The organism is Aquitalea pelogenes (genome assembly GCF_001515305.1).
GTDB classification, from domain to species: domain Bacteria; phylum Pseudomonadota; class Gammaproteobacteria; order Burkholderiales; family Chromobacteriaceae; genus Aquitalea; species Aquitalea pelogenes.
Genome location: NZ_LNQV01000042.1, coordinates 13,292 through 37,480, shown reverse-complemented (window position 1 = coordinate 37,480; position 24,189 = coordinate 13,292). Strand labels below are relative to the sequence as shown.

The 24,189-nt window shown below is 61.1% G+C and carries 25 protein-coding genes; 9 read left to right on the top strand and 16 right to left on the bottom strand.

The features are described 5' to 3' along the window. The 7 genes from AWT75_RS16065 to AWT75_RS16035 all read right to left on the bottom strand — a co-directional run. A partial coding sequence (locus AWT75_RS16065) for a biotin/lipoyl-containing protein (RefSeq protein WP_338021309.1) occupies positions 1-300 on the bottom strand: 300 nt, incomplete at its 3' end. 122 nt (positions 301-422) lie between these two features. Further along, positions 423-3,086, bottom strand: a complete 2,664-nt coding sequence (gene aceE / locus AWT75_RS16060; protein WP_062790434.1) for a pyruvate dehydrogenase (acetyl-transferring), homodimeric type — start codon at positions 3,084-3,086, stop codon at positions 423-425. Between the two features lie 303 nt (positions 3,087-3,389). Then, positions 3,390-4,841 carry a M48 family metalloprotease gene (locus tag AWT75_RS16055; RefSeq protein WP_062790431.1) on the bottom strand — a complete coding sequence of 484 codons (1,452 nt, stop codon included), beginning with the start codon at positions 4,839-4,841 and terminating at the stop codon, positions 3,390-3,392. A gap of 136 nt (positions 4,842-4,977) precedes the next feature. Then, positions 4,978-6,684, bottom strand: coding sequence for a SulP family inorganic anion transporter (locus AWT75_RS16050; RefSeq protein ID WP_062790428.1), 1,707 nt, complete (start codon positions 6,682-6,684; stop codon positions 4,978-4,980). Then, positions 6,672-7,091: a YeeE/YedE family protein gene (locus tag AWT75_RS16045; RefSeq protein ID WP_045845816.1), complete on the bottom strand. Its 420-nt coding sequence runs from the start codon at positions 7,089-7,091 to the stop codon at positions 6,672-6,674. The genes AWT75_RS16050 and AWT75_RS16045 overlap by 13 nt, the downstream gene beginning before the upstream one ends. Positions 7,092-7,093: 2 nt before the next feature. Next, positions 7,094-7,531, bottom strand: a complete 438-nt coding sequence (locus AWT75_RS16040; RefSeq protein ID WP_062790449.1) for a YeeE/YedE family protein — start codon at positions 7,529-7,531, stop codon at positions 7,094-7,096. Between the two features lie 2 nt (positions 7,532-7,533). Continuing rightward, positions 7,534-7,866, bottom strand: a complete 333-nt coding sequence (locus AWT75_RS16035) for an ArsR/SmtB family transcription factor (RefSeq protein ID WP_045845817.1) — start codon at positions 7,864-7,866, stop codon at positions 7,534-7,536. Between the two features lie 155 nt (positions 7,867-8,021). Here AWT75_RS16035 and AWT75_RS16030 point away from each other — a divergent pair, with 155 nt between their 5' ends. The 7 genes from AWT75_RS16030 (at position 8,022) to rlmH (ending at position 12,886) form a co-directional block, all read left to right on the top strand. After that, positions 8,022-8,885, top strand: coding sequence for an MBL fold metallo-hydrolase (locus AWT75_RS16030; protein ID WP_062790446.1), 864 nt, complete (start codon positions 8,022-8,024; stop codon positions 8,883-8,885). A 35-nt stretch (positions 8,886-8,920) separates the two neighbouring features. Next, the gene (locus AWT75_RS16025; RefSeq protein ID WP_062790425.1) at positions 8,921-9,910 is read left to right on the top strand and encodes a DUF2804 domain-containing protein; all 990 of its coding nucleotides are present in this window, start codon (positions 8,921-8,923) and stop codon (positions 9,908-9,910) included. Between the two features lie 4 nt (positions 9,911-9,914). Beyond that, on the top strand, positions 9,915-10,355 hold the full coding sequence (locus tag AWT75_RS16020; RefSeq protein ID WP_062790422.1) for a GNAT family N-acetyltransferase: 441 nt from the start codon (positions 9,915-9,917) through the stop codon (positions 10,353-10,355). A 206-nt stretch (positions 10,356-10,561) separates the two neighbouring features. Continuing rightward, positions 10,562-11,143: a beta-class carbonic anhydrase gene (locus AWT75_RS16015; protein ID WP_045845820.1), complete on the top strand. Its 582-nt coding sequence runs from the start codon at positions 10,562-10,564 to the stop codon at positions 11,141-11,143. Then, on the top strand, positions 11,140-11,784 hold the full coding sequence (gene nadD / locus AWT75_RS16010; RefSeq protein WP_062790419.1) for a nicotinate-nucleotide adenylyltransferase: 645 nt from the start codon (positions 11,140-11,142) through the stop codon (positions 11,782-11,784). Before AWT75_RS16015 ends, nadD begins: the two co-directional genes overlap by 4 nt. 165 nt (positions 11,785-11,949) lie before the next feature. Next, positions 11,950-12,321, top strand: coding sequence for a ribosome silencing factor (rsfS, locus tag AWT75_RS16005; RefSeq protein ID WP_045845822.1), 372 nt, complete (start codon positions 11,950-11,952; stop codon positions 12,319-12,321). 94 nt (positions 12,322-12,415) lie between these two features. Then, positions 12,416-12,886: a 23S rRNA (pseudouridine(1915)-N(3))-methyltransferase RlmH gene (rlmH, locus tag AWT75_RS16000; RefSeq protein WP_045845823.1), complete on the top strand. Its 471-nt coding sequence runs from the start codon at positions 12,416-12,418 to the stop codon at positions 12,884-12,886. 168 nt (positions 12,887-13,054) lie between these two features. On the opposite strand, the gene AWT75_RS15995 is transcribed toward rlmH, so the two are convergent. Beyond that, complete coding sequence (locus AWT75_RS15995) at positions 13,055-13,456, bottom strand: YiiD C-terminal domain-containing protein (protein WP_161937766.1); 402 nt, start codon at positions 13,454-13,456, stop codon at positions 13,055-13,057. Positions 13,457-13,601: 145 nt separating this feature from the next. Here AWT75_RS15995 and AWT75_RS15990 point away from each other — a divergent pair, with 145 nt between their 5' ends. Then, the gene (locus tag AWT75_RS15990) at positions 13,602-14,111 is read left to right on the top strand and encodes a YcnI family copper-binding membrane protein (protein ID WP_062790443.1); all 510 of its coding nucleotides are present in this window, start codon (positions 13,602-13,604) and stop codon (positions 14,109-14,111) included. Between the two features lie 166 nt (positions 14,112-14,277). Here the strand turns inward: AWT75_RS15990 and ahpF are convergent, their stop codons facing one another. The 3 genes from ahpF to AWT75_RS15975 all read right to left on the bottom strand — a co-directional run bounded on the left by ahpF (position 14,278) and on the right by AWT75_RS15975 (position 17,206). Continuing rightward, positions 14,278-15,828 carry an alkyl hydroperoxide reductase subunit F gene (gene ahpF, locus AWT75_RS15985; RefSeq protein ID WP_062790440.1) on the bottom strand — a complete coding sequence of 517 codons (1,551 nt, stop codon included), beginning with the start codon at positions 15,826-15,828 and terminating at the stop codon, positions 14,278-14,280. Between the two features lie 139 nt (positions 15,829-15,967). Beyond that, a complete protein-coding gene (ahpC, locus tag AWT75_RS15980) occupies positions 15,968-16,537 on the bottom strand; it encodes an alkyl hydroperoxide reductase subunit C (protein ID WP_045845828.1) in 570 nt (189 codons plus the stop codon). Positions 16,538-16,813: 276 nt separating this feature from the next. After that, positions 16,814-17,206, bottom strand: coding sequence for a YidB family protein (locus tag AWT75_RS15975; RefSeq protein WP_045845829.1), 393 nt, complete (start codon positions 17,204-17,206; stop codon positions 16,814-16,816). Positions 17,207-17,339: 133 nt separating this feature from the next. On the opposite strand from AWT75_RS15975, the gene AWT75_RS15970 reads away from it, so the two are divergent. Further along, the gene (locus tag AWT75_RS15970) at positions 17,340-18,110 is read left to right on the top strand and encodes a lytic transglycosylase domain-containing protein (RefSeq protein ID WP_082086351.1); all 771 of its coding nucleotides are present in this window, start codon (positions 17,340-17,342) and stop codon (positions 18,108-18,110) included. A 100-nt stretch (positions 18,111-18,210) separates the two neighbouring features. On the opposite strand, the gene AWT75_RS15965 is transcribed toward AWT75_RS15970, so the two are convergent. The 5 genes from AWT75_RS15965 to pip all read right to left on the bottom strand — a co-directional run bounded on the left by AWT75_RS15965 (position 18,211) and on the right by pip (position 24,181). Further along, entirely contained in the window at positions 18,211-18,510 is a 300-nt protein-coding gene (locus tag AWT75_RS15965; RefSeq protein ID WP_231588823.1) for a hypothetical protein, read from the bottom strand. 183 nt (positions 18,511-18,693) lie between these two features. Beyond that, positions 18,694-19,698: a DNA polymerase III subunit delta gene (holA, locus tag AWT75_RS15960; protein ID WP_045845830.1), complete on the bottom strand. Its 1,005-nt coding sequence runs from the start codon at positions 19,696-19,698 to the stop codon at positions 18,694-18,696. After that, complete coding sequence (locus AWT75_RS15955) at positions 19,679-20,239, bottom strand: LPS-assembly lipoprotein LptE (RefSeq protein WP_062790437.1); 561 nt, start codon at positions 20,237-20,239, stop codon at positions 19,679-19,681. The genes holA and AWT75_RS15955 overlap by 20 nt, the downstream gene beginning before the upstream one ends. A gap of 106 nt (positions 20,240-20,345) precedes the next feature. Further along, positions 20,346-22,964, bottom strand: coding sequence for a leucine--tRNA ligase (gene leuS, locus AWT75_RS15950; protein WP_045845832.1), 2,619 nt, complete (start codon positions 22,962-22,964; stop codon positions 20,346-20,348). 275 nt (positions 22,965-23,239) lie between these two features. Beyond that, positions 23,240-24,181, bottom strand: a complete 942-nt coding sequence (pip, locus tag AWT75_RS15945) for a prolyl aminopeptidase (RefSeq protein ID WP_062790413.1) — start codon at positions 24,179-24,181, stop codon at positions 23,240-23,242. Between the last annotated feature and the right edge of the window lie 8 nt (positions 24,182-24,189).

Genomic DNA, 24,189 nt, shown 5'->3' with positions numbered 1-24,189 from the left:
GGCGGCCGGTGCAACAGCAGCAGGTGCCGCGGCGGCCGGAGCAGGCGCGGCTGCGCTGGCGCCGACTTCCAGGATGGCGATGACGTCGCCTTCGGAAATCTTGCCGCCAACGGCGACTTTCACTTCCTTGATGACACCGGCCGCTTCGGCCGGCACTTCCATGGTGGCCTTGTCGGTTTCCAGGGTGATCAGCGAATCGTCCACTGCCACGGTCTGACCGGCGGTGATGAATACTTCGATGATGTCTACATTGCTGTGCCCACCGATGTCGGGCACTTTCAGTTCGATCAGATTGCTCATGAGCTTTCCATCCGTAGAGCGGCGGCACCTGTACGGTACCGCCACCGATATTCGGCTACGTTGCAAGCCAGCCCCGGCGGGGCGGGCTCGCTACCTCAAGCTTGGCCGTATCCGGCCCGGCCTCATGCCTTCCAGGAAGGCAGCTTGTCAGCCTTGATGCCGTACTTGGCAATCGCTTCAGCCACCTTGGCTGCTTCGATCTTGCCTTCGCGGGCCAGGGCGGACAGGGCAGCCACGGCGACGTAGTGACGATCCACTTCGAAGAACTCGCGCAGCTTGGCGCGGCTGTCGGAGCGACCGAAACCGTCGGTACCCAGTACCACGTAGCGACCCGGTACGTATTCGCGGATCTGGTCAGCGTAGTTGCGGATGTAGTCGGTAGCGGCAATCACCGGACCGCTGCGGCCTTCCAGCTGCTGCTCGACAAAGGACTTGCGGGCAGCTTCGGTCGGGTGCAGCAGGTTGAAACGGGAAGCTTCCATACCGTCACGACGCAGCTCGTTGAAGGAGGTCACGCTCCAGATGTCGGACGCGATGCCGAAGTCGTTGCGCAGCAGGTCTGCCGCGGCAATCACTTCACGCAGGATGGTGCCGGAGCCCATCAGCTGTACTTTCACCTTGGCGTCGCCGCCGTCCTTCAGCAGGTACATGCCCTTGATGATGCCCTGCTCGGCGCCTTGCGGCATGGCCGGGTGGGTGTAGTTCTCGTTCATCAGGGTGATGTAATAGAACACGTCTTCCTGCTCGCCATACATGCGGCGCAGACCGTCCTGCAGGATGACTGCCAGCTCGTAAGCGAAGGTCGGGTCGTAGGACACGCAGTTCGGAATCAGGCCAGCCTGGATGTGGCTGTGACCGTCTTCGTGCTGCAGGCCTTCACCGTTCAGGGTGGTACGACCGGCAGTGCCGCCCAGCATGAAGCCACGGGCGCGCATGTCGCCGGCAGCCCAGGCCAGGTCGCCGATACGCTGGAAACCGAACATCGAGTAGTAGATGTAGAACGGAATCATCGGGATGCCGTGGTTGGCGTAGCTGGTGGCTGCGGCAATCCAGGAGGACATCGCGCCCGGCTCGTTGATGCCTTCCTGCAGCATCTGGCCGTCTTTGGATTCCTTGTAGAACATCAGCTGGTCGGCGTCCTGCGGTACGTAGTTCTGACCCTGGGTGGACCAGATGCCGTACTGGCGGAACATGCCTTCCATACCGAAGGTACGGGATTCATCCGGTACGATCGGGACGATCTGCTTGCTGATGTTCTTGTCTTTCAACAGGGTGCCCAGCATGCGCACGAAGGCCATGGTGGTGGAGAACTCGCGCTCGCCCGAATCACCCAGCTGGCTGTCGAAAATGTGCAGACCCGGGATAGCCAGCGGGGCCTTCACCGGTTTGCGGGCCGGCAGGTAACCACCCAGCGCGGCACGGCGTTCACGCATGTACTTCATTTCCGGGCTGTCTTCAGCCGGCTTGTAGTACGGCACCTTCGGCAGGTCTTCGTCGGATACCGGAATACCGAAGCGGTCGCGGAATTTGCGCAGGCTTTCGATATCCATCTTCTTGGCCTGGTGGGCAATGTTCTGCGCTTCACCGGACGAACCCATGCCATAACCCTTGATGGTCTTGGCCAGGATCACGGTCGGACGGCCGTTGGCATTGTGGGTGGCTTCGTAGTAAGCAGCGTATACCTTGTGCGGATCGTGGCCGCCACGGTTCAGGGCCCAGATCTCGTCGTCGGACATATTGGCCACCATTTCGCGCAGCTCCGGGTACTTGCCGAAGAAGTGTTCGCGAACGTAGGCACCGTTCTTGGACTTGAAGGTCTGGTAGTCGCCGTCCACGCATTCGTCCATGCGCTTCTTCAGCAGGCCCTTGGTGTCCATGGCCAGCAGCGGATCCCAGCGGCTGCCCCAGATCACTTTCAGTACGTTCCAGCCGGAACCGCGGAAGTCGCCTTCCAGTTCCTGGATGATCTTGCCGTTGCCGCGCACCGGGCCGTCCAGGCGCTGCAGGTTGCAGTTGATGACGAAGATCAGGTTGTCCAGGCCTTCACGTGCGGCCAGGGCGATGGCACCCAGGGATTCCGGTTCATCCATCTCGCCGTCACCGCAGAAGCACCATACCTTGCGACCCGGCGTACGGGCCAGGCCACGGCTTTCCAGGTATTTGAGGAAACGGGCCTGATAGATGGCCATCAGCGGGCCAAGACCCATGGATACGGTGGGGAACTGCCAGAAGTCGTCCATCAGCCACGGGTGCGGATAGGAGGACAGGCCGTTGCCGTCCACTTCCTGACGGAAGCTGTCCAGTTGCTCTTCGGACAGGCGGCCTTCCAGGAAGGCGCGGGAATACACGCCCGGGGCAATGTGGCCCTGGAAGTAGATCAGATCACCGTCCTGCTCGTCGTTCGGAGCGCGCCAGAAGTGGTTGAAACCAACGTCGTACAGGGTAGCGGAGGACTGGAAGGATGCGATGTGGCCGCCCAGTTCCAGGTCTTTCTTGCCGGCGCGCAGAACCAGCGCAGCGGCGTTCCAGCGGTTGATGGAGCGGATGCGGTGCTCCATCTCGTGATTGCCGGGGGATTTCTGTTCTTTACCCACCGGGATGGTGTTCTGGTACGCGGTGGTCGCGTCGAAGGGCAGGTAGGCGCCACGGCGGCGGGTACGCTCAACCATGGTTTCCAGCAGGAAGTGCGCGCGCTCGGAACCTTCGGTATCCAGAACCGACTCCAGCGCTTCAGTCCACTCCTGGGTTTCCAGGGGATCGATATCGTCAGGGAAGGTTGCAGCCATATCTCATCCTCACATCGGGGTGACCGGGGTCGGGATCAGGTCCAGACCCACTTTATTGTGTTACCGGATCGAAAACGAAAAAACGAACCGGACTCGCTAGGGACAGATTATAAACGATCACTTTCGCAATAAAAATGTTCATTTATGAAAAGGCCCTCTGGTGTTGCGGAGTGTATAGTTTCATGAGGCAACAACGGAATAGGCAATTAGGGTTATCACTGAATATTTGCTCCATTTATCAGGATATTGCGCTGCATCATGTTGTTTTTTTGCGATACCGCCATCAGCAGCACCGTCTCCGCTTTACTTCCCCGAATCCTTCTTTTCTTCTTTCAGCATTTTTTCAACTTCGCGCATGCGCGCTTCGATGGAAGAACGCAGGTAGAAGTCGTCGCCCTTGGCCTGGGAAGCAAACTGATATTGCTCCAGCGCCGCCTCGTAACGCCGTTCGAAGTAGAAGGCATTGCCCAGTGCCGCGTGATAACGCTGGGCGTCGCGGTCGGCATACAGGCGTGCTTCACTGCGATACAGCGCCGCATCACGCGGATAGCGGCTTTGCAGCTGCCGCAGCAGGGCCAGCGCACCAGGGCGATTGCCGCTGTCTATAAGGACATCCAGCTCGGCCATTTGCAAGGGCTGGCTGTCTTTGAACGCCTGCTGGCCCCGCCGCAGACTGGCCAGTGCACCAGCCCAGTCGCCCGCCTCGCGGGCAATGGCGGCTTCCTGCCCAAACAGCATGGGGTCGGCCGGCAAACGTGCTTCGGCCTTGCCCAGTGCCGTGCGGGCAGCCGGCAGGTGATGGGCGGCCAGCTGGGCGCGCGACAGCCCATACCACATTGCACCTTCGTTCAGATACTGACCTTTATCCAGCATCATTTGATAAAAACGCACTGCCTCGTCCGGAGCCAGGGTCATCACCCGCAGTTTTTCCCGTACCAGCAGGTAGGCGGTGCTGTCCGCCCTCATCTTGACCGGATACTCCAGCGCCCGGTTCTGTGCCTCGCTGATGCGCTGCGAAGTGACCGGGTGGGTGCGCAGGAAGGCATAGGCATTGTTGTCGCTGTAACGGTTGGCCGACTCCAGACGCTGGAAGAAGGCCGGCATGGTGCGCACGTCGAAACCGGCTTGCGCCAGGTATTGCATGCCTACGCGGTCTGCTTCACGTTCGAAATCGCGCGAAAAGGCCAGCTGGTTGGAAATCTGCAAGCCAAGTCCGGCTGACAGGGTTCCGATGGAAGCCTGACTGCCACCGGCGCGCGAGGCCAGAACCGCTGCCAGTACCGTACCCAGCAGCAAGAGCGGGCTGGTGGCCGACGTGGCTGCCTGCATGCGGGCAATGTGGCGCTGGGTGACATGGGCGGTTTCATGGCCGATCACCGAGGCCAGCTCGCCCTCACTCTGGGTGGCCACCACCAGGCCGCTGTTCACACCAACATAGCCGCCGGGCATGGCGAACGCGTTGATCTGCTTGTCGTTGACCACAAAGTAGCTCAGTTGCAAGCCGGGCACCCGCACGCTGGCCGACAGGCGATGACCCAGCGTGTTGATGTAATCATTCACTTCGGCATCGTCCAGCACGTCGCCGGCATCGCGCATGGCACGCATGAAGTCGCGCCCCAGGCGCGCTTCGTCCGCCATGGAGAGGGTGCTATCGGAAACATCGCCCAGATCGGGCAAGGCAGGCAGATCGGCATAGGCCAGCAGTGGCTGGGCCAGCATCATGGCCAGCAAGCTGGCAAGCAAGGTTTTTTTCATCTTGGATGTGAACAGGCAGCAGCGATTTGGTTGCAAGCTGACCTGACAAACGGTCAGCGCCCGGAATCGCCACAGCATAGCCCTGCGCGCCGTGGCCGACCAGCATCAGCTGGTCGGGAAAACGGTGAAGAATTGTTCAGATTTGATAATCCTCCGGCCGGCTCAGTGCCTGCCAGGCCGCCTGGGTGGACAGATGCACGCGTCCGGCAAATTGCTGTGACAGGCCCGTGCGCTGCAGGATGTCCGCCACCGGGCCCTTGATTTCGGCCAGATGCAGGCTCACGCCGGCCTGTTGCAAGGTCTGGTCCAGATTGGCCAGCATGGACAAGGCCGTGGTATCCACCCGGTTGACCGCGCTCATCACCAGCACCAGTTGTTGCGTACCGGCAGCCAGCGCATGGCGGGCCAGCACGGCCTGCCGTACCTGACGGGCATTGCCGAAATACAGGCTTTCATCCACCCGCAGCAGCAGCACGCCGGGCAGGCTTTCCACCGCATGGCGTTCGCGGTTGCGAAAATGATGGGTGCCGGGCACCCGGCCCAGTACCGCGATATGCGGTCGGCTGCTGCGCCACAGCAAGGTGGTGAGCGACACCATCACCCCGGCAATGATGCCGCTATCCACCCCCAGCAGCAGTACCAGCCCGAAGGTAAGCAGCCAGGCCACCGCATCGGCCCGCTCGGCCAGCCAGGCGCGCCGCAGGCTGGCGACATTCAGCATGGACAGCAAGGAAGCAATGATGATGGCCGCCAGCACCGGCAAAGGCAGCCGGGCCAGCAACGCGCTGCCCCAGCCACTGAGCAGCAGCATGCCTGCCGCCGTCACCAGCGAAGCCAGCTGGGTATTGGCCCCGGCATCGGCATTGACCACGGAACGGCTCAGCCCGCCAGTGACCGGAAAGCCCCCCGCCAGCCCCGCGGCCACATTGCACAGCCCCAGAGCCAGCAGTTCGCGGTCAGGGTCCACCGTTTCCTGTCGTCGTGCGGCCAGTAGCTGGGCCACGGACAGGCTTTGCACATAGTTGATCAGGGCAATGAAAAATGCCGGAATGGCCAGATCCGCCAGGCGGGACAGGCTGATGGCCGGCATGGCCAAGGCAGGCCACTGCGCATCGACCGGCCCCACCACCGGGACCTGCCATTGCGCGGACAAGGGCAGGCTGGCCAGCATCAGCAACACCGGAGCGGCACGCACCAGCAGGCGGGCAGTGGGCGCAGACAGGCGCAGACATTGCAAAAGCGCCTCACCCCATTGACGCAGGGCCAGCAACAATAACAGCGCCAGCAAGCCCAGCCCCAGCGCGGCAGGCTGCCAGGCGGAAAACTGCTGGCTGATGCCCAGCAACCATTGCGGGAGGGAACTGCCGGGCAGATGCAAACCGGCCAGCGGGCCAAGCTGGGAGAGCACAATCAGCACAGCAGAGGCGGTGGTAAAGGCGGAGAGCACCGGTTCGGACAGAAAGTCCGCCACGAAGCCAAGCCTGGCCACGCCCATCAACAGCAGCATGACCCCGGAGAGCACAGCCAGCCACAGCGCCAGTGCCAGATAGTCGCTACTGCCGGCCTCGGCAAAACGGGACAGCGTGGCGGCAGTCAGCAAGGAAGTCAGTGCCATCGGCCCTACCGACTGGGCATGACCACGCCCGACAAAGGCATAGATCAGCAAAGGGACAATGCTGGCATACAAACCGGCTTGAGGCGGCAGGCCGGCCAGCAAGGCGTAGGCCAGGCTTTGCGGAATCAACAGCAGGGTGACCACCACACCAGCGCTCAGGTCACCGGCCAGCCACTGCCGCCGGTAAGCGGTCAGCCAGACCGGCCAGACCCGGTTCAGGACAGCCATTTGATCAGCGGGCGGGCGCACCACATGCCCAACAGCATGGCGACGACAAAATACACGCCTCCGGCCTGCCCCATGCCCACCAGCACCAGCCCCGGCCCCGGGCAGATACCTGCCAGACCCCAGCCAATGCCAAACAGGGCACTGCCCACCACCAGCCTTGGCGTGAGCCTGCTTTTGTCCGGTAATTGCATGGGTTCACCCAACAGGCTGTGCGTTTGCCGCTCGGCGCGGCGAAAAGCGAAAAAACCAATGGCAATGGCCCCGCCCATCACCAGCATCAGGCTGGGGTCCCACTGGCCGGTGACATCGAGAAAACCCAGTACCTTGGCCGGGTTGCTCATGCCGGACAGCAGCAGGCCCAGGCCAAACAACAGGCCGGCCAGCGCAGCAGAGAGTAATTTGCTCATGTTCAGCCCCCGTTCAGCCAGTGACGCACCACCAGCACCGTCAACATGGCACTGGCCATGAAAGTCAGCGTGGCCAGCAGGGAACGCGGCGACAAGCGGGACAGGCCGCACACACCATGTCCGCTGGTGCAACCGGATGCCAGGCGCGTACCGAGACCCACCAGCACGCCGGCCAGCAGCAAGCGCGGCAATGGCGCGTCCAGTTGCATGGCAGGCAGCGGGCCAATCAGGCCCGACCACAACAGCGGTGCCAGCAGCAGGCCCAATACAAAAGCCAGTCGCCACGACCAGTCACTCGCCCGGTCCAGCAGGCCGCCCAGCATGCCGCTGATACCGGCAATCCGTCCGTTGAACAACACCAGCCAGCTGGCAGCTACGCCAATCAGCAGGCCACCGGCCAGTGCGGCAGCCGGTGTAAAGCTAGCCCAGGCAATATTCACATTCACTCCTCGGTATGGGCGGCAGGCAGCGTGGCCGCCTCGTCCGCGCAAAACAGGCCATGCAAGGCAGACAGCATGGTCATTGCTTCGATACTGGCGATGCTGTAGTAAATCCACTTGCCTTCGCGCCGGGTATTCACCAGACCTTCGTTGCGCAACACGCCCAGTTGCTGTGACAAGGTGGGTTGCCGGATACCGGTAAGCGACTCCAGCTCGGAAACCGTCTTCTCTCCATCCACCAACTGGCACAACAACAGCAAGCGGTCCTGGTTGGCCAGGCTCTTGAGCAAGGCAGCAGCCCGGCCGGCATTTGCCCGCAGCACATTCAAATCCATGTTATCCACCCCTCTGGCACTCCGCACGCCACTGTCTCTTGAACGTGGCAAGGATGCGTAGCAAATTATAATATATATTATAGTATATTGTATTGCTGACCGCTGTGGTCAGCCCTGCCCTAACGAACACCGCCAAGGGAAGCGCCGAATCCATCATGCCGAAACCTGAAATCGCCACTTTGTTCGATCCGGCCACCGCCACGGCAAGCCATGTGGTGTACGACCATCCCGGCGGGCATGCCGCCATTATCGACCCGGTGCTGGACTACGACGCCAAATCCGGCCGTACCGCCCGGCACAGCGCACAACAATTGCTGGACTTCCTGCAAGCACAGCGCCTGACGCTGCAATGGATACTGGAAACCCATGCCCATGCCGACCACCTGTCCGCCGCCGCCTGGCTACAGCAACAGGCAGGCGGGCTGATTGGCATCGGGCAGGACATTGTGCAGGTACAAGGCATTTTCAAGGCGGTGTTCAACCTGGGGCATGATTTTGCCACCGACGGCAGCCAGTTCGACCACTTGTTTGCCGATCAGGAAGATTTTTACATCGGCACCCTCCCGGCACGGGCGCTGTCGGTTCCCGGCCACACCCCGGCGGACATGGCCTATCAGGTTGGCGATGCGGTTTTTGTCGGCGATACGCTGTTCATGCCCGATGTAGGCAGCGCACGCTGTGATTTTCCCGGCGGCAATGCGGCCACGCTGTATCAATCAGTACAGCGATTGCTGGCACTGCCGGACGATACCCGCCTGTTGCTGTGCCACGACTACCCGAACAATGGCCGCGCCATTGCCTGGCAAAGCACGGTGGCGGAGCAGAAACAGCACAATATCCACCTGCATCAAGGCATCAGTCAGGCTGACTTCATTGCCCTGCGCGAAGCACGCGATGCCACACTGGAGATGCCGCTGCTGATCCTGCCGGCCATCCAGCTGAATATCCGCGCCGGGCGCTTTCCGGCAGCAGAAAGCAATGGCGTGGCTTACCTGAAAATACCGCTGGATATGTTGTAGACTCAAACGTGTGTTTCAAACCGGACCTCCCTGTCATGCCAGCAGCCGAACTACCCGTCGCACCGGACTGTATGCAGGATGCACACGGCCACATCAGGTTCGGCCGCTACCAGGGCTGTATTGCCCGGCTGGACTGGCCCCGGCCTGAAGGCCGCTGGCAGCGCATGCTGCAGCGTCTGCGCCACAAACGCTGGCAGTATCTGGCCTTGACCCATCCGGACTATGTCATTGCACTGGCGGTGGTGGATGTCGGCTGGACCAGTGCCGCCTTTGCCTATCTGTTTGATCGGCGCACTGGCCGGCTGCTGGCAGATGTCACCACCGACAGCTTTCCACGCCATGGTGCAGAAGTCGCCGACCAGCCCTTTGCCGATGCCGCATTTTCCAGCCGCGCCCTTGCCATCCGCTTCAGTGCCTGCGGCAGCTATCTGGCGGTAGACCTGCAATCACCTGCCCTGAAACTGGCCGCCCATGTGGACATCGGCACCATGCCGCCGGTACTGGCCGCCATTGCACCTTTAGGTGCATACAGCCACAGCACGCACAAATCCGGCGCTCTGGCGGTAAGCGGATTTGCCGACTGCCATGGCCAGCGCTACTCGCTGGACGGGGCGGTGGCCAGCCTGGATTACAGCAACGGCTTGCTGCCCCGCGAGACGGCCTGGTGCTGGGCCAGCGCGCACCGGGCGGGGCTTGGCTTCAATCTGCAACAGGGCTACATGGCCCAGCACGAAAACGCCATCTGGCTGGAACAGCAGCTGTTTGCACTGGAAGGTGTACAGTTTCACTTCGAGCCGCAGCAGCCCTTGCGCCCCTGGCATATCAGCGATGACGATGGTTTGCTGGACTTGCAGTTCACCCCGGAAGGCTTGTGCCGGAAAAATCAGAACCTTCTGATCGCCGCTAGCCGTTATATTCAGGTTATTGGTCGTTTCGACGGCCATCTTGTCCATCCCGTCAGCGGTGCACGTCATGTGGTGCAGGGGCTGAGCGGGGTAACCGAAGACCACTATGCCCGTTGGTAACGCTATGACTGTCATCATCCGCCCCGCCAGTTATCAGGATGTCCCCGCACTGACCGCGCTGACCGAGGAAATGGGCTACCCCGCGGACAGCCAGGCCCTGAGCGACCGGCTGACCATGCTGCTGGGCAGTCCGGACCTGCACCAGCTATGGGTAGCAGAAATCCAGGGCGAAGTGGCCGGCTGGCTGCATGCGTTCTGGCGGCCGCTGCTGGATGCCCCGGCGGCGGTAGAAATAGGCGGGCTGGCCATCAGCCTGCGCTGGCGACGGCATGGTGCCGGGCGGGCGCTGGTGCATGTGGCGGAGCGCTGGGCCCGCACCAAAGGGGCCACCACCGTCACCCTGCGTGCGGCCATCCATCGCGACGAAGCGGCAGACTTCTACCAGCGCCAGGGCTATGCACTGAGCCAGCGCACCTTCCGCAAGCAGCTGGACACCAAGGACTGAGCGACAAGCCCATCCATCACATACGCAGTCTCCACCGCATCATCTGCTGTCGGCAAAGTTGGCCCTCACCCCGGAAACTGGCTACCATAGCCCCCGCTGCCGAGCCGGCCGCCATGGCGAAATACCCCTTCTTCGCTGCTGACTCCGTGTTAGCATGGCGCCGCGATTAGAGCATACAATCTAACCTCAGCCAGGAGATCACGCGCATGGGTGTGCTGAATACCATTCTCGAGCACAATCGGAGCTTCGTCGAAAATCACGAATACGAACAATTCAAGACCGACAAGTTTCCCGACAAGGGCCTGGCCGTGCTCGCCTGCATGGATGCCCGTCTGGTTGAGCTGTTGCCCAAGGCCATGGGCCTGAAAAACGGCGATGCCAAGCTGATCAAGAACGCAGGAGCGCTGATTACCCACCCCTGGGGTTCGGTGATGCGTTCCCTCATCGTGGCGGTGTATGAGTTGCGTGCCGAGGAAATCTGCGTGGTGGCCCACCGCGACTGCGGCATGCGCGCCATCGACCCCAACAAGATCCTGGCGCATGCCACCGAGCGCGGCATCAGCGAAGAAACCATCGATACCCTGCGCAATGCCGGCATCGACCTGGACAACTGGCTGAAGGGTTTTGACAATGTGTCGGACAGCGTGCGCCACAGCGTGCAGACCATCCGCAACCATCCGCTGATGCCCAAGGACATTCCGGTGCACGGCATGGTGATTCACCCCTCTACCGGCCGGCTGGAGCTGATCATCGACGGTTACACCGGCAAGGCCCCCGTGCACGCATGAACACCCGGGCGGCACTGGGCCTGTTCGGCGGGACATTCGACCCCATCCACAGCGCCCACCTGCGCATGGCGCAGGCCTTTCGCAGCGAATTGCAGCTGGACGAGGTACGACTGATTCCCGCCGGTCAACCTTATCACCGCGAGCAAGGCCCGCATGCCAGCCCGGCGCAACGGCTGGAAATGGTGCAACTGGCCATTGCCGATCTGCCCGGCCTTGCCGTGGACGCGCGCGAAGTACAACGCAACAAACCGGCCTATACCGTCGACACCCTGGAAGAAATCCGCGCCGAAATCGGCACGGAGCGCCCCTTGTGGTGGCTGATCGGTGGCGACTCACTCGCCAGCCTGCACACCTGGCGGCGCTGGGAGGATTTGTTCGCGCTGGCCAATATCGCCGTTGCCCTGCGTCCGGGCTTCGACGAAACCCGGCTCCCGGCTGCCGTGCGCACACAATGGCAACAACGCCAAGTCACTGATTTTTCAAATGGCGCGCCTTCCGGTACAATGCGCCCCCTGACCCTGCCACCGCTGGATGTATCGGCAACCGCCATACGCCAGCGCCTGCAAAGCGGTGCCGATACCGGCACCCTGCTGAGTGCGCCGGTGCTGGCTTATATCCGTCAGCACGGGCTATATCTCTAGCAAGGCCCGCCCGGCAGGGCAAATTCAGACACTGCCGCAAGGCCTGCCCCGCATGCGGGGCAGCGCTTGCCCGTTTTTGCCACAGGTCGTGGCAAACGCTCTTTACCGGATACCTCTGGCCGCCCGGCTGCCGCCATGTATCAAGACTGACATCAAAAGGACATCATGGAAGTTCAAGACATTGCCAAACTGGCAGTCACCGCCCTGGAAGACATCAAGGGCAAAGACATCATCGAAATGGATACCACCACGCTGACTTCGCTGTTCCAGCGCATGATTGTGGCCACCGGCGACTCCAACCGTCAGGTAAAAGCCCTGGCCAACAATGTGGCCGTTACCCTGAAAGAAGCCGGTGTGGAACTGGTGGGTACGGAAGGCCAGGAAAGTGGCGAATGGGTACTGGTGGATGCAGGCGACGTGGTGATTCACGTCATGCTGCCGGCCGTACGCGACTACTACGATCTGGAACAGCTGTGGGGTGGCCAGAAGCCCAGCTTCACCCCGGCTGGCGGCCGTCCCTGGCAAGCCAACTCCTGATCTTGCAGGTCTGATCCGCCCGTGACGGCACGCCTGCCGTCACGGTGCCCTCCTGCCACCGCTGTTCTTTGCCCTGCCCTGCCAGACTCCTGCCATGAAAATCACCATTCTCGCCGTCGGTACCAAAATGCCGCGCTGGGTTGACGAAGCCTATAACGACTACGCCAAACGCTTTGGCCGCGACATCAGCCTGGAGCTGAAAGAAATCAAGCCGGAAAAGCGTGGTGGTGGCGTCACGGCGGAAAAAGGCATTGCCGCCGAGCACGAACGGCTGATGGCGGCCATTCCGGCGCGCTGCAAGCTGGTAGTGATGGATGAACGCGGCAAGAACTGGACTTCGGTGCGGCTGGCCGAAGAGCTGAAAAGCTGGATGGCCGGTGGTGATGACGTGTGCTTCATCATCGGCGGTGCAGACGGGCTGTCGGCCGAACTGAAACAGCGTGCCGACGTGCTGCTGCAATTATCGGCCATGACCCTGCCGCACGGCATGGTGCGGGTGATGCTGGGCGAGCAGATTTACCGCGCCTACTCCATCCTCAACAATCACCCCTACCACCGCGAATAAAACCCGGTACAAAACCAGCGCGCCAGCGCCTAGCCGCCTTGGCCGCGGTTATCGACATGGGTGCTCAACACCGGGCTGAACAAGGTTTTGTTAGCGGTTCCACGCCCCTTGCCTGCAGTACTCAGTTGGGCGGCAGCACCACGAATTCGCCATCCAGCCGACCGACGGTCACCCCGCCGCACTCCAGTTCCACCGCCAGCTGCAGCCGCGCCATGCGGCCCTTGGCCAAGCGCCAGCCATGCGCTGCCAGACCGTGTCGGCCACCGTCAGGGTGCTGGCAGTGAACGCGCCGTGCATGGCCTTCTGATAATCCATCTGGCTGCGTCGCACCATCACCTGCCCACGGATCCCCAGGGCCTGCAACTTGCGATACACCAGCAGCCAGCCTGCCAGCGTGGCCACGGCGGCCGCACTGCCACCAAAGATGGTGGCGCAATGGTTGATGTTCGGCTCCAGCGGTGCCCACAGGGTGACGGCATCCTCTGCCGCATGACGTACTTTCACCCCCATGGCCTGTGCCAGCGGGATGGCCTGATACAGATAATCCTCGATGTCCTGGTAATGCTGCACGACAACTCCTTTGCTGCAATAAGCCTTCAGCATGCCACAGCCAGCACATCGAGGCAGCCATGACTGCGACAAGATGTCGCAGGGTAAGGCCATGGACTTCCCTTACAATCCATGGCTGATAACCGTTCTCATCCAGGAATCAAGCATGCAAAAGCTCGCCATCCTTGCCCTGCTGCTGGCCGCCAGCGCACAGGCACACGTCACGCTGGAAACCCCGACTGCCGCCAGCGGCAGCTATTACAAGGCCATGCTGAAAGTGGGCCATGGCTGCGATGGCAGCCCCACCACCGGCATCAGCGTGGAACTACCGGCAGGCGCACAGCTGGCCCGCCCCATGCCCAAGGCCGGCTGGCAGGTGCAAGTGGAAAAATCCGCAGTCAAGCCGTTCGACAATCATGGCACGCTGGTGAAGGAAGATGTCAGCCGCATCAGCTGGAGCGGTGGCAATCTGCCGGCTGATTTTTACGATGAATTCGTGTTCCAGACCCGCATTGCTGCCCAGCCGGGCAAGCTGTTCTTCAAGGTGAAGCAGCAATGCGCGCAGGGCAGCACCAACTGGGTGGAGATTCCGGCCGAAGGCCAGGATGCCCATAGCCTGAAGTCCCCTGCCGCGGTGTTGCAGGTGACCGAGCCGGGCGAGGCACACCACCACTAAGCGCCGCTGACAAAAACCCTGTTGCTGCATTACGCCGCCTTGCCCCAGCGACGCTACGCTCTTGCTAGCCGCGCCAAAGCACATTTCGGACACGGCGTGACAGATGACAAAATCCCCTTGCGTCCATCGCGGACCCAAGGGGACTTTTGCTTGAGCGCGGTAAGGCTTAGCTGCGGATCAGGTAGTCAAAGGCGGACAGGCTGGCCTTGGCGCCTTCGCCCATGGCGATGATGATCTGCTTGTACGGTGCCGTGGTGGCATCGCCGGCAGCAAACACGCCCTCGGCCGAAGTCTGACCCTTGGCATCCACTTCGATTTCACCACGCGGCGACAGGGCAACGCTGCCTTTCAGCCAGTCGGTATTGGGCAGCAAGCCGATCTGCACAAAAATGCCTTCCAGCGCCACATGGTGGGTCTCGCCGGTAATGCGCTCCTGATAGCTCAGGCCATTCACCTTCTGACCGTCGCCGGTCACTTCGGTGGTCTGGGCATTGGTGATGACGCGCACATTGGGCAGGCTGTGCAGTTTCTTCTGCAACACCGCATCGGCACGCAAGCTGTCGCCGAACTCCAGCAGGGTGACATGGGTGACGATGCCGGCCAGGTCGATGGCGGCTTCCACACCAGAGTTACCGCCGCCAATCACCGCCACACGCTTGCCCTTGAACAGCGGGCCATCGCAGTGCGGGCAGTAGGCCACGCCCTTGGCGCGGTACTCGGCTTCGCCCGGCACATTCATTTCGCGCCAGCGCGCACCGGTGGCCACAATCACCGCCTTGCTCTTGAGCACGGCACCGCTTTCCAGCGTCACCTCGGCGAGTTGGCCGTTTTGCGCCGGTTTGAGCGCAGCAGCGCGTTGCAGGTTCATCACGTCCACATCGTAGGATTTGACGTGTTGTTCCAGCGCCATCGCCAGCTTCGGTCCTTCGGTTTCCTGCACCGAGATGAAGTTTTCAATCGCCAGCGTATCCAGCACCTGGCCACCGAAACGCTCGGCCACCACACCGGTACGGATGCCCTTGCGCGCCGCATAGATGGCCGCAGCCGCGCCGGCCGGGCCACCGCCGACGATCAGCACGTCGAATGCTTCCTTGGCGGCAATCTTCTCTGCTTCACGTGCCACGGCACCGGTATCCAGCTTGGCGATGATTTCTTCCAGACTCATGCGGCCACTGCCAAACTGTTCGCCATTCAGGTAGATGGCCGGCACGCCCATGATCTGGCGGTCGGTAACTTCCTGCTGGAACACACCGCCATCAATCATCACGCTACGCACATTGGGGTTGAGCACCGCCATCAGGTTGACGGCCTGCACCACGTCCGGGCAGTTGTGGCAGCTGAGCGAGACAAACACTTCAAACTGGTAGCTGCCTTGCAGGCCGCGAATCTGGGCGATGGTGTCCTCGTCGACCTTGGGCGGATGGCCACCGGTCTGCAGCAGGGCCAGCACCAGCGAGGTGAATTCGTGGCCCATCGGGATGCCGGCAAACTCGATACGGCCAGCTTCGCCCGGGCGGGCAATGGCAAAAGACGGGCGGCGCGCGGCCTGGCCATTGCTGTTCAGCGTTACCTTGGGCGACAGGCTGGCGATGTCTTGCAACAGGCTGAACATTTCCTGCGCCTTGGCGCTGTCATCCAGGCTGGCAATCAGTTCGATCGGCTGCTGCAGTTTTTCCAGGTAGGCGGTCAGTTGGGTCTTGATGGTGGTGTCGAGCATGGGAATATCCTCAGGCAATTGCACTGGCAAGCTCATGCGCTGCCAACAGCTTGCCGCTGCAATCGGGTGGTAGGGGGACGGCCGCTGGCTGCGGCCCGGAGGCCGTACCGCAGTACGCGGCACGGCAGGCTGCATTGGCTTAGATCTTGCCAACCAGATCCAGCGACGGAGCCAGTGTAGCTTCGCCTTCTTTCCACTTGGCCGGGCATACTTCACCCGGGTGGCTGGCTACGTACTGGGCAGCCTTTACCTTGCGCAGCAGTTCGCTGGCGTCACGGCCGATGCCACCGGCGTTGATTTCGATGATCTGGATCTTGCCTTGCGGATCGATCACGAAAGTACCGCGTTCGGCCAGGCCGGCTTCTTCAATCATCACGCCGAAGTTGCGGCTGATGATGCCGGTCGGGTCGCCAATCATCGGGTAGTTGATCTTGCCGATGGTTTCCGAGCTGTCGTGCCAGGCTTTGTGGGTGAAGTGGGTGTCGGTGGAAACGGAGTAGATTTCCACGCCCAGCTTGGAGAATTCAGCGTAGTTGTCAGCCAAGTCGCCCAGTTCGGTCGGGCAGACGAAGGTGAAGTCAGCCGGGTAGAAGAACACTACCGACCATTTGCCTTTCAGGTCGGCATCGCTTACGTCGATGAATTTGCCATTGTGAAAAGCGGTAGCCTTGAACGGTTTGACTTCGGTGTTGATCAGCGATACGGACATGTTTTTCTCCAGTCAGGTGAAGGTAAAAGTACAGTTGCTGCTGCATTGCTTGGTTGATGGAGGCTATCTTAAGTGGCCCGTATCAATTGATCCACTTGATTGTTTAAATGTTAAAAATAGAAATTTCCTATTGCCGTAAATCCAGCAAGCGCTGTCATTGCGCCAGAAACAGGAATCTTTCATTCAGAAATGGCTGAATTGTTGTCGTCATACCACGCCAGCACAGCAAAAAGCCGCCCTGAAAGGCGGCTTGCGGGGGATGACGCGGCAGTTTGTTCAGGATTTGTTGAAAAAGCCCTGCAACATGCCCAGCCCCTGGGACAGCAGATCACCACCTTGCGGCAACTGGCCATCCGGCGTCAGCTTGTCCACTGCCTGCGGCAGGTAATCAGCCAGTCCCTGGCTGAGCTGTTGCGGGTCCAGGCCAAACTTCTGTGCCAGCGCGCTCACCTGTTCGCTGCCCAGTACCTGCTGGATCTGCTCGGCCGATACCGGCAGGTTGCTGCCGTTACCCACCCAGGAAGACACCAGCTCGCCCATGCCGCCACTATTGAACTTCTCCAGCAAGCCGGAGAGCCCGCCGTGTTGCTCCAGCAAGCCGGCAACGGCACCGGTCATCTCATTGCCCGAACCGCCCAGCAAACCACCCAACTGATCAAACAGGCTCATCTTTCATCCTCTCGTCGAAAACTGCTTTAAAATGTCTTCAGCAATTCTTGCTTGCCAAATAGCATAGAAAAATCAGTACAATAGCGCTCACTTTACCAATTCTTACTGGCTGATCTTGAAAAAATTGCGCTTTTTGAACGGGCTTCTGGCCTTGCTGGCCTGTCTTGCTGCCAGCAGCGTACATGCCGATCTTTACGGTTTTGTCGACGAACAAGGCCAGGTTCACCTTGCCAACCGGCAGGTGGACGAGCGCTATCAGCTCTATCAGAAAAGCCAGCTATCCGGCAGCAGCGCCAATGCTGCGCTGGACGATGCCACCACACCGGGCCTGGGCGCAACGCTGAGCGGCGACAACCGCCCGCCTGCCCCGCGGGTGGACGGCCTCAAAACCGTAGCGGCCCCGGTGGTCAACCCGCACCTGGCAGCCCAGTACAAGACGCTGATCGACCAGACCGCGCGCGAATTCAAGCTGGATGCCAATCTGCTGCACTCCATTGTGACGGTGGAATCCGGCTACAACCCGCAGGCGGTGTCGCCCAAGGGTGCCATTGGCCTGATGCAGGTGATTCCGGCCACCGGTGAGCGCTTTGGCGTCAGCCGGCTGGATGACCCGCGGCAAAACCTGCGTGCCGGTGCGCGCTATCTGCGTTTTCTGCTGAGCCAGTTCAACAACGACCTGCCGCTGGTGATTGCCGCCTACAATGCCGGCGAAGGGGCGGTGCAGAAATACCGCAATACCATTCCGCCTTATGAAGAGACGCGCGATTACGTTGCCAAGGTGCTGGCGTCCTACCGTACGCGCAGTGGCACCGGCCTCCGTGACAGCCTGCCTGGCGGCATCCTGCGCAGCAAGAAACTGCCGCTGCCTGCGGCACTGAGCAATGCTCAGGCGTCGGCACTATAAAACAAAACCTGGGCAGGACAAGCCGTTCCGGCCATCCCTCTCGCAAGACCTGCAATCGCAGGTCTTTTTTATCGCCATGCGCGCTGCAGGCGCTGTGGTCTCACAGCTGCACGCCCACAATCTCGCTCAGGGGCTCGGCCAGGTCCCGATAGCGGGCACGGTGATCAAACACCCCCAGGAACCCGGGATAGGCATCCGGCGCATGCAGAATCTGATTGGCCTTGCGCGATGTCAGTTTGTGAACCCGCAGGATACGGCCATCCCAATGCACCAGCCGCGCATCCTCTGCCGTCAACAGGACATCCAGGGTCTGGTGGATGATTTCAACCAAAACAATTTTGCTGCGGGTACGGTGTTCACCTGCAACAGCCACGCTGAGAACTCCCTCGTCTTGCATCATGCCCTGTTCTTTATGTTATTTTGTTTAAAATGTATTAACTTATCCTTATCATAGGGCAGGGCTTGTCCAATCTCAATACTTACTTAAAAGAAATTTAAACAAAAACCATCAAAGACAATGTCGGTTGAAAAAAAAAACGGCCAGCTTGCGCTGACCGTTTCAAATGACTGTATTTTTTTTGCATCAGGCGGCCAATAACATGGCCAGACCGCGCAGGGCATGCCAGGGGTCACCATTGGCCACCCCCTTGATTTGCTGGTCTATGCGCGCGCATTCGGTCAGTGCCGTCATCAGCTTGCGTGGACCGATGCGACGCAAGGCCGGTTCCGCCAGCCTTTGCTTGTCACCCCACAAACGCAGCTCGCGCGCCAGATCGCGCAGCTGACGCCCGTCCTTCAAGCCCTGCCGCAAGCGCAGCAGCATGCGTACATCTTCGGTGAAGGACCACAACACCAGCACCGGCGATTCGCCTTCGGCCAGCAAGCCTTCCAGCATGCGTTCCACCCGTGCGGCATCGCCGGACAGCCAGGCTTCGGACAAATGGAACACATCGAAGCGGGCGACATTGGCCACCGCTTCGCGCAATTGCTCGAGGCTCAGTTCGCCAGCCGGATACAGCAAGGCCAGTTTGTCCACTTCTTGCCGTGCCGCCAGCAGATTACCTTCCACCCGGTCGGCGAAAAAACTGAGCGCCTCCGGGGACAGATGCTGTTGCTGGCGTTTCAGACGACGCGCAATCCAGCCGGCAAGCTCATGCCGCCCGACCGGTTTGGCTTCCACCACCACAGCGGCTTTTTCCAGCGCCAGATACCATTTGGATTGCAGCTGGGTCTTTTCCAGCTTTGGCATGGTAATCAGGGTGATGGTGTCTTGCGGAGGATTGGCGGCCAGTTGTTGCAGCGCCTCGCCGCCTTCGGTACCCGGTTTGCCACCAGGGATGCGGATTTCCAGCAATTTGAGACTGGCAAACAGCGACACGCTGCTCATGGCATCGCGCAATTGCGACCAGTCAAAACCTGCCTCCACGGTGAGCACTTCCCGTTCCAGATAACCCTGGTCACGGGCATGCTGGCGCAGGCTGTCGGAAGCTTCCAGCGCCAGCAGGGTTTCTTCACCATGAATCAGATAAAGCGGCGCCAGACCCTTGTCCAGCACCGCTGCCAGTGCATCAGGGCTTAGGCTGGGCATTGACTGGCTTCAGGCTTTGCGGGCCGGACTGGCCTTGTGCGCCCGGACGCTTGAGATAGGACAGGCGGCGGGCCAGCTGCTCGGCGGCGTCGTGACGCATGTCGTTCCACAGCAGGTTTTCTTCCTGTTCCTTGCCCAGTACGTCACTGTCGGAATAATTCATGTAACGGCGCACGGTCAGGTTCATGTCCGGCTCGACGGGTACGCCGCCAATCACGGTACGCACCGTCGCGCTGTAGCTCAGCTGGTACTCGTTGACCTTGCCACCGCTATTGATGGTGGAAACGTCCTTGGACTGGCTTTCACTCACCACGCTGACCACTGCCTCGGCCTGCTTCGGAGCCGAAAGAACAATCAGCTTGTCGTTATGGGCCAGGGTTTCGCGCAGCACGCCACCCAGCTTGCTGCTGCCCTCATCCACATACACACTGCCAAACGGCAGCGGGCGGACATTGCCGCCGATGCCCTTCAGATGAAAACCGCAAGCGCCAAGCAGGAACACCAGGCTGGTCAGGACCAGTCCGCGCAGGATTCGCTTCATGCCTGTTCTCCGTAACAGGAGCCGGTCAGGCCCTGCCCCACGGGAAGGGGAAGGCAAAGCTGACCGGCAGGATTGCTGGCCCGCCCCGTCAAGGGCGGACCGGGGTTTACACGACGATGTTCACCAGACGGCCCGGCACCACGATGATCTTCTTGGCCGGTTTGCCTTCCATGAACTTCTGTACGTTTTCGTGCGCCAGTGCGGCAGCTTCGATCACATCCTTGGCGGCATCGGCAGCCACGGTGATGCTGCCACGCAGCTTGCCAGCCACCTGCACCATCATCTCGATCTCGCTCTTCACCAGCGCAGCCTCGTCCACCTTCGGCCAGGCTTGTGCCAGCAGCTCGCTGCCCGGCTGCAACACCGACCAGATGGCGTCAGTGATGTGCGGCACGATGGGCGACAGCAGCAGGGTGACGCTTTCCAGTACTTCCTGTGCCACGGCACGGCCGGCGGCATCACTGCGGTCGGTCTTGTCGTAGGTGTTCAACAGTTCCATCACCGCGGCAATGGCGGTGTTGAACTGCTGGCGACGGCCATAGTCGTCGGCCACTTTCTGGATGGTGCTGTGCAGCTTGAAGCGCAGTTCCTTCTGGCTGGCATTCAGCTCGCCACCGGCATAAGCGGCCACCACACCCGCGTCGGCATGCTCCTTGGCCAGTTTCCACAGGCGCTTGAGGAAGCGGAAGGCACCTTCCACACCGGCATCGGACCATTCCAGGCTTTGCTCCGGCGGGGCGGCGAACATCATGAACAGGCGTGCGGTATCGGCACCGTATTTCTCGATGAATTCCTGCGGGTCCACGCCGTTGTTCTTGGACTTGGACATTTTCTCCACGCCGCCCACCACCACCGGCAGGCCATCCACGCGATGGGTGGCACCGGTAATCTTGCCCTTGGCGTCACGTTCCAGCACCACGTCTTGCGGGGCGATCCAGTCCTTGCTGCCGTTGGGCAGCTCGCGGTAGAAGGTTTCGCAGATCACCATGCCCTGGGTCAGCAGGCTCTTGAACGGCTCGTCGCTGGATACCAGGCCTTCGTCACGCATCAGCTTGTGGAAGAAACGTGCGTACAACAGGTGCAGGATGGCGTGTTCGATACCACCCACGTATTGGTCCACTTGCAGCCAGTAGTCGGCGGCTGCCTTGTCCAGCATGGCGGTGTCGCACTTGGGGCTGGCATAGCGGGCGTAGTACCAGCTGGATTCCACGAAGGTATCCATGGTGTCGGTTTCGCGCTTGGCGGCACCGCCACACTTGGGGCAGCTGGTTTCGTAGAATTCCGGCATCTTGGCCAAGGGCGAGCCGGCACCATCCGGAATCACGTTTTCCGGCAGCACGACCGGCAGGTCTTTTTCCGGCACCGGCACATCGCCACAAGTCGGGCAGTGGATGATGGGAATCGGGCAACCCCAGTAACGCTGGCGGGAGATGCCCCAGTCGCGCAGGCGGTACTGGGTTTTCTTCTGGCCGGCAGCCTTGGCTTCCAGATCACCGACGATGGCATCGAAGGCTTCGCTGAAGGACTTGCCGTCGTACTTGCCGCTGTTGACGGTGCGTACGCTGTCGTCCTTGGCGGCATACCAGTCCTGCCAGTTGCTGGCATCGAAATCATTGTCGCCAGCCACCTTGGCATACACTTGCAGCAGCGGCAGGCTGTATTTGTTGGCGAATTCGAAGTCGCGCTCGTCATGCGCCGGTACGGCCATCACCGCGCCTTCGCCATAGCCCCACAGCACATAGTTGGCCACCCATACCGGCAGCTTGGCACCGGTAAGCGGATGGATGACGAACAGGCCGGTGTCCATGCCCTTCTTTTCCATCTTGGCCACGTCGGCCTCGGCCACGGAACCTGCCTTGCATTCGGCAATGAAAGCCTGCAGCGCCGGATGATTGGCCGCAGCCTGGGTGGCCAGCGGGTGTTCCGCCGCCACGGCAACGTAAGTTGCGCCCATCAGGGTGTCCGGACGGGTGGTGTACACCTTCAGTTCGCCACCATGGCCGATGCTGTCCTGGTCGTAGGCAAACACCACATCAGAACCGTGGCTCTTGCCGATCCAGTTCTTCTGCATGGTCTTGACCTGTTCCGGCCAGCCATCCAGCGTATCCAGGCTGGTGAGCAGTTCGTCGGCGTACTTGGTGATGGCGAAGTAGTACATCGGGATTTCGCGCTTTTCCACCACGGCACCGGAGCGCCAGCCACGGCCATCCACCACTTGTTCGTTGGCCAGTACGGTCTGGTCCACCGGGTCCCAGTTCACCACGCCGTTTTTCTTGTAGATCACGCCTTTTTCAAACAGGCGGGTAAACAGCCACTGCTCCCAGCGGTAGTAGTCGGGCTTGCAGGTGGCCAGCTCGCGCTCCCAGTCCAGGGCAAAGCCCAGGCTGTCCAGCTGCGTCTTCATGTATTCGATGTTGGCGTAAGTCCAGGCCGCCGGAGCACCGCCGTTTTTCATGGCGGCGTTTTCGGCCGGCAGACCGAAGGCGTCCCAGCCCATCGGTTGCAGTACGTTGAAGCCTTGCAGGCGCTTGAAGCGGGCCAGCACGTCGGTAATGGTGTAGTTGCGCACATGGCCCATGTGCAGCTTGCCGGACGGATAGGGGAACATCGACAAGGCGTAGTACTTGGGGCGGCTGGCGTCTTCGACGGCCTTGAAGGCGGCAGTGCGCTGCCATTTTTGTTGCGCTGCGGCTTCGACTTCGCGTGGGCTGTAGGTTTCTTGCATGGCGATCTTTAGTCTGGAAAGGCTGAAAACAAAATGGCGGACTGCCCAAGTCCCCGCCTGGCAGGGCAGCTTGGGCAGTCCGTCGCAAATTCAATCGGGCCATTATAGCGGCCAGAGGGGCATGTCGATAAGAGCTGCACAAAAACAAACGCTTGCCCCCGTTGCCGCCAGCCCTGGCAAACCCGGTGCCGGCCAGTCGCCACACAGGCTGCACCAGGCAGCGGGCCATCACAAAGGCGTTTGCATTTTTTTACCGGCAGCCGACTACCGGCAGTTCAGCGCGGCAGCTGCTTGCAGCGCTCCAGTGCCTGCAACAGCCGCTGCAAAATGCCTTCTTCCCACAAGGAGTGACCGGCAGCTTCCACCAGCTGGAATTCGGCCTCCGGCCAGTGGCGGGCCAGTTCGTGCGCCGTGGCCGGCGGGCAGATCACATCATGACGGCCTTGCACGATGATGGCCGGCAAGTGACGGATGCGCGGAAGCTGTTGCAATAACTGCCCTTCGGGCAGAAAGATACGGTGGATGAAGTAATGGGCTTCCAGCCGCGCCAGTGGCAAGGCCAGATACTCGCTGCCGGCACGCAGCATGGTGTCGGGTTGGGGACGCAAGGCCACGCAACTGGCCTCGTAACGGCCCCAGCTGCGCGCCAGCGGCAGGTGGACTTGCGGGTCGGGGTCGCACAGGCCGCGGTAATAGGCTTGCAGCAGCTGCCCACGCTCGGCAGGCGGAATCGGCGCGACAAATTCCTGCCAGGCTTCCGGGTGAAACTGCCCCATGCCATGCATGAACCAGTCGATTTCACTTTGCCGCCCCAGGAAAATGCCGCGCAGGACCAGTCCGGTCACCCGCTGCGGATGAGCCTGGGCATACGCCAGTGCCAGCGTGCTGCCCCAGGAGCCGCCAAACAGCAGCCAGCGCTCGATGCCCAGATGCTCGCGCAAGCGTTCGATATCGGCAATCAGATGCGCCGTGGTGTTGTCCCGCCATTCACCACGCGGCACCGAACGGCCACTGCCGCGCTGATCAAACAGGATGGCTCGGTAATGGGAGGGATCAAACAACTGGCGACTGGCCGGGGCACAGCCATCGCCCGGCCCGCCATGCAGGTAGAGCACGGGCTGGCCATCCGGCGCACCACATTGTTCCCAGTACATCTGATGCAGGCCATCCAGCGGCAGCATGCCCTGGCTGAATGGTTCAATCGACGGATAAAGCATTGCGCTCC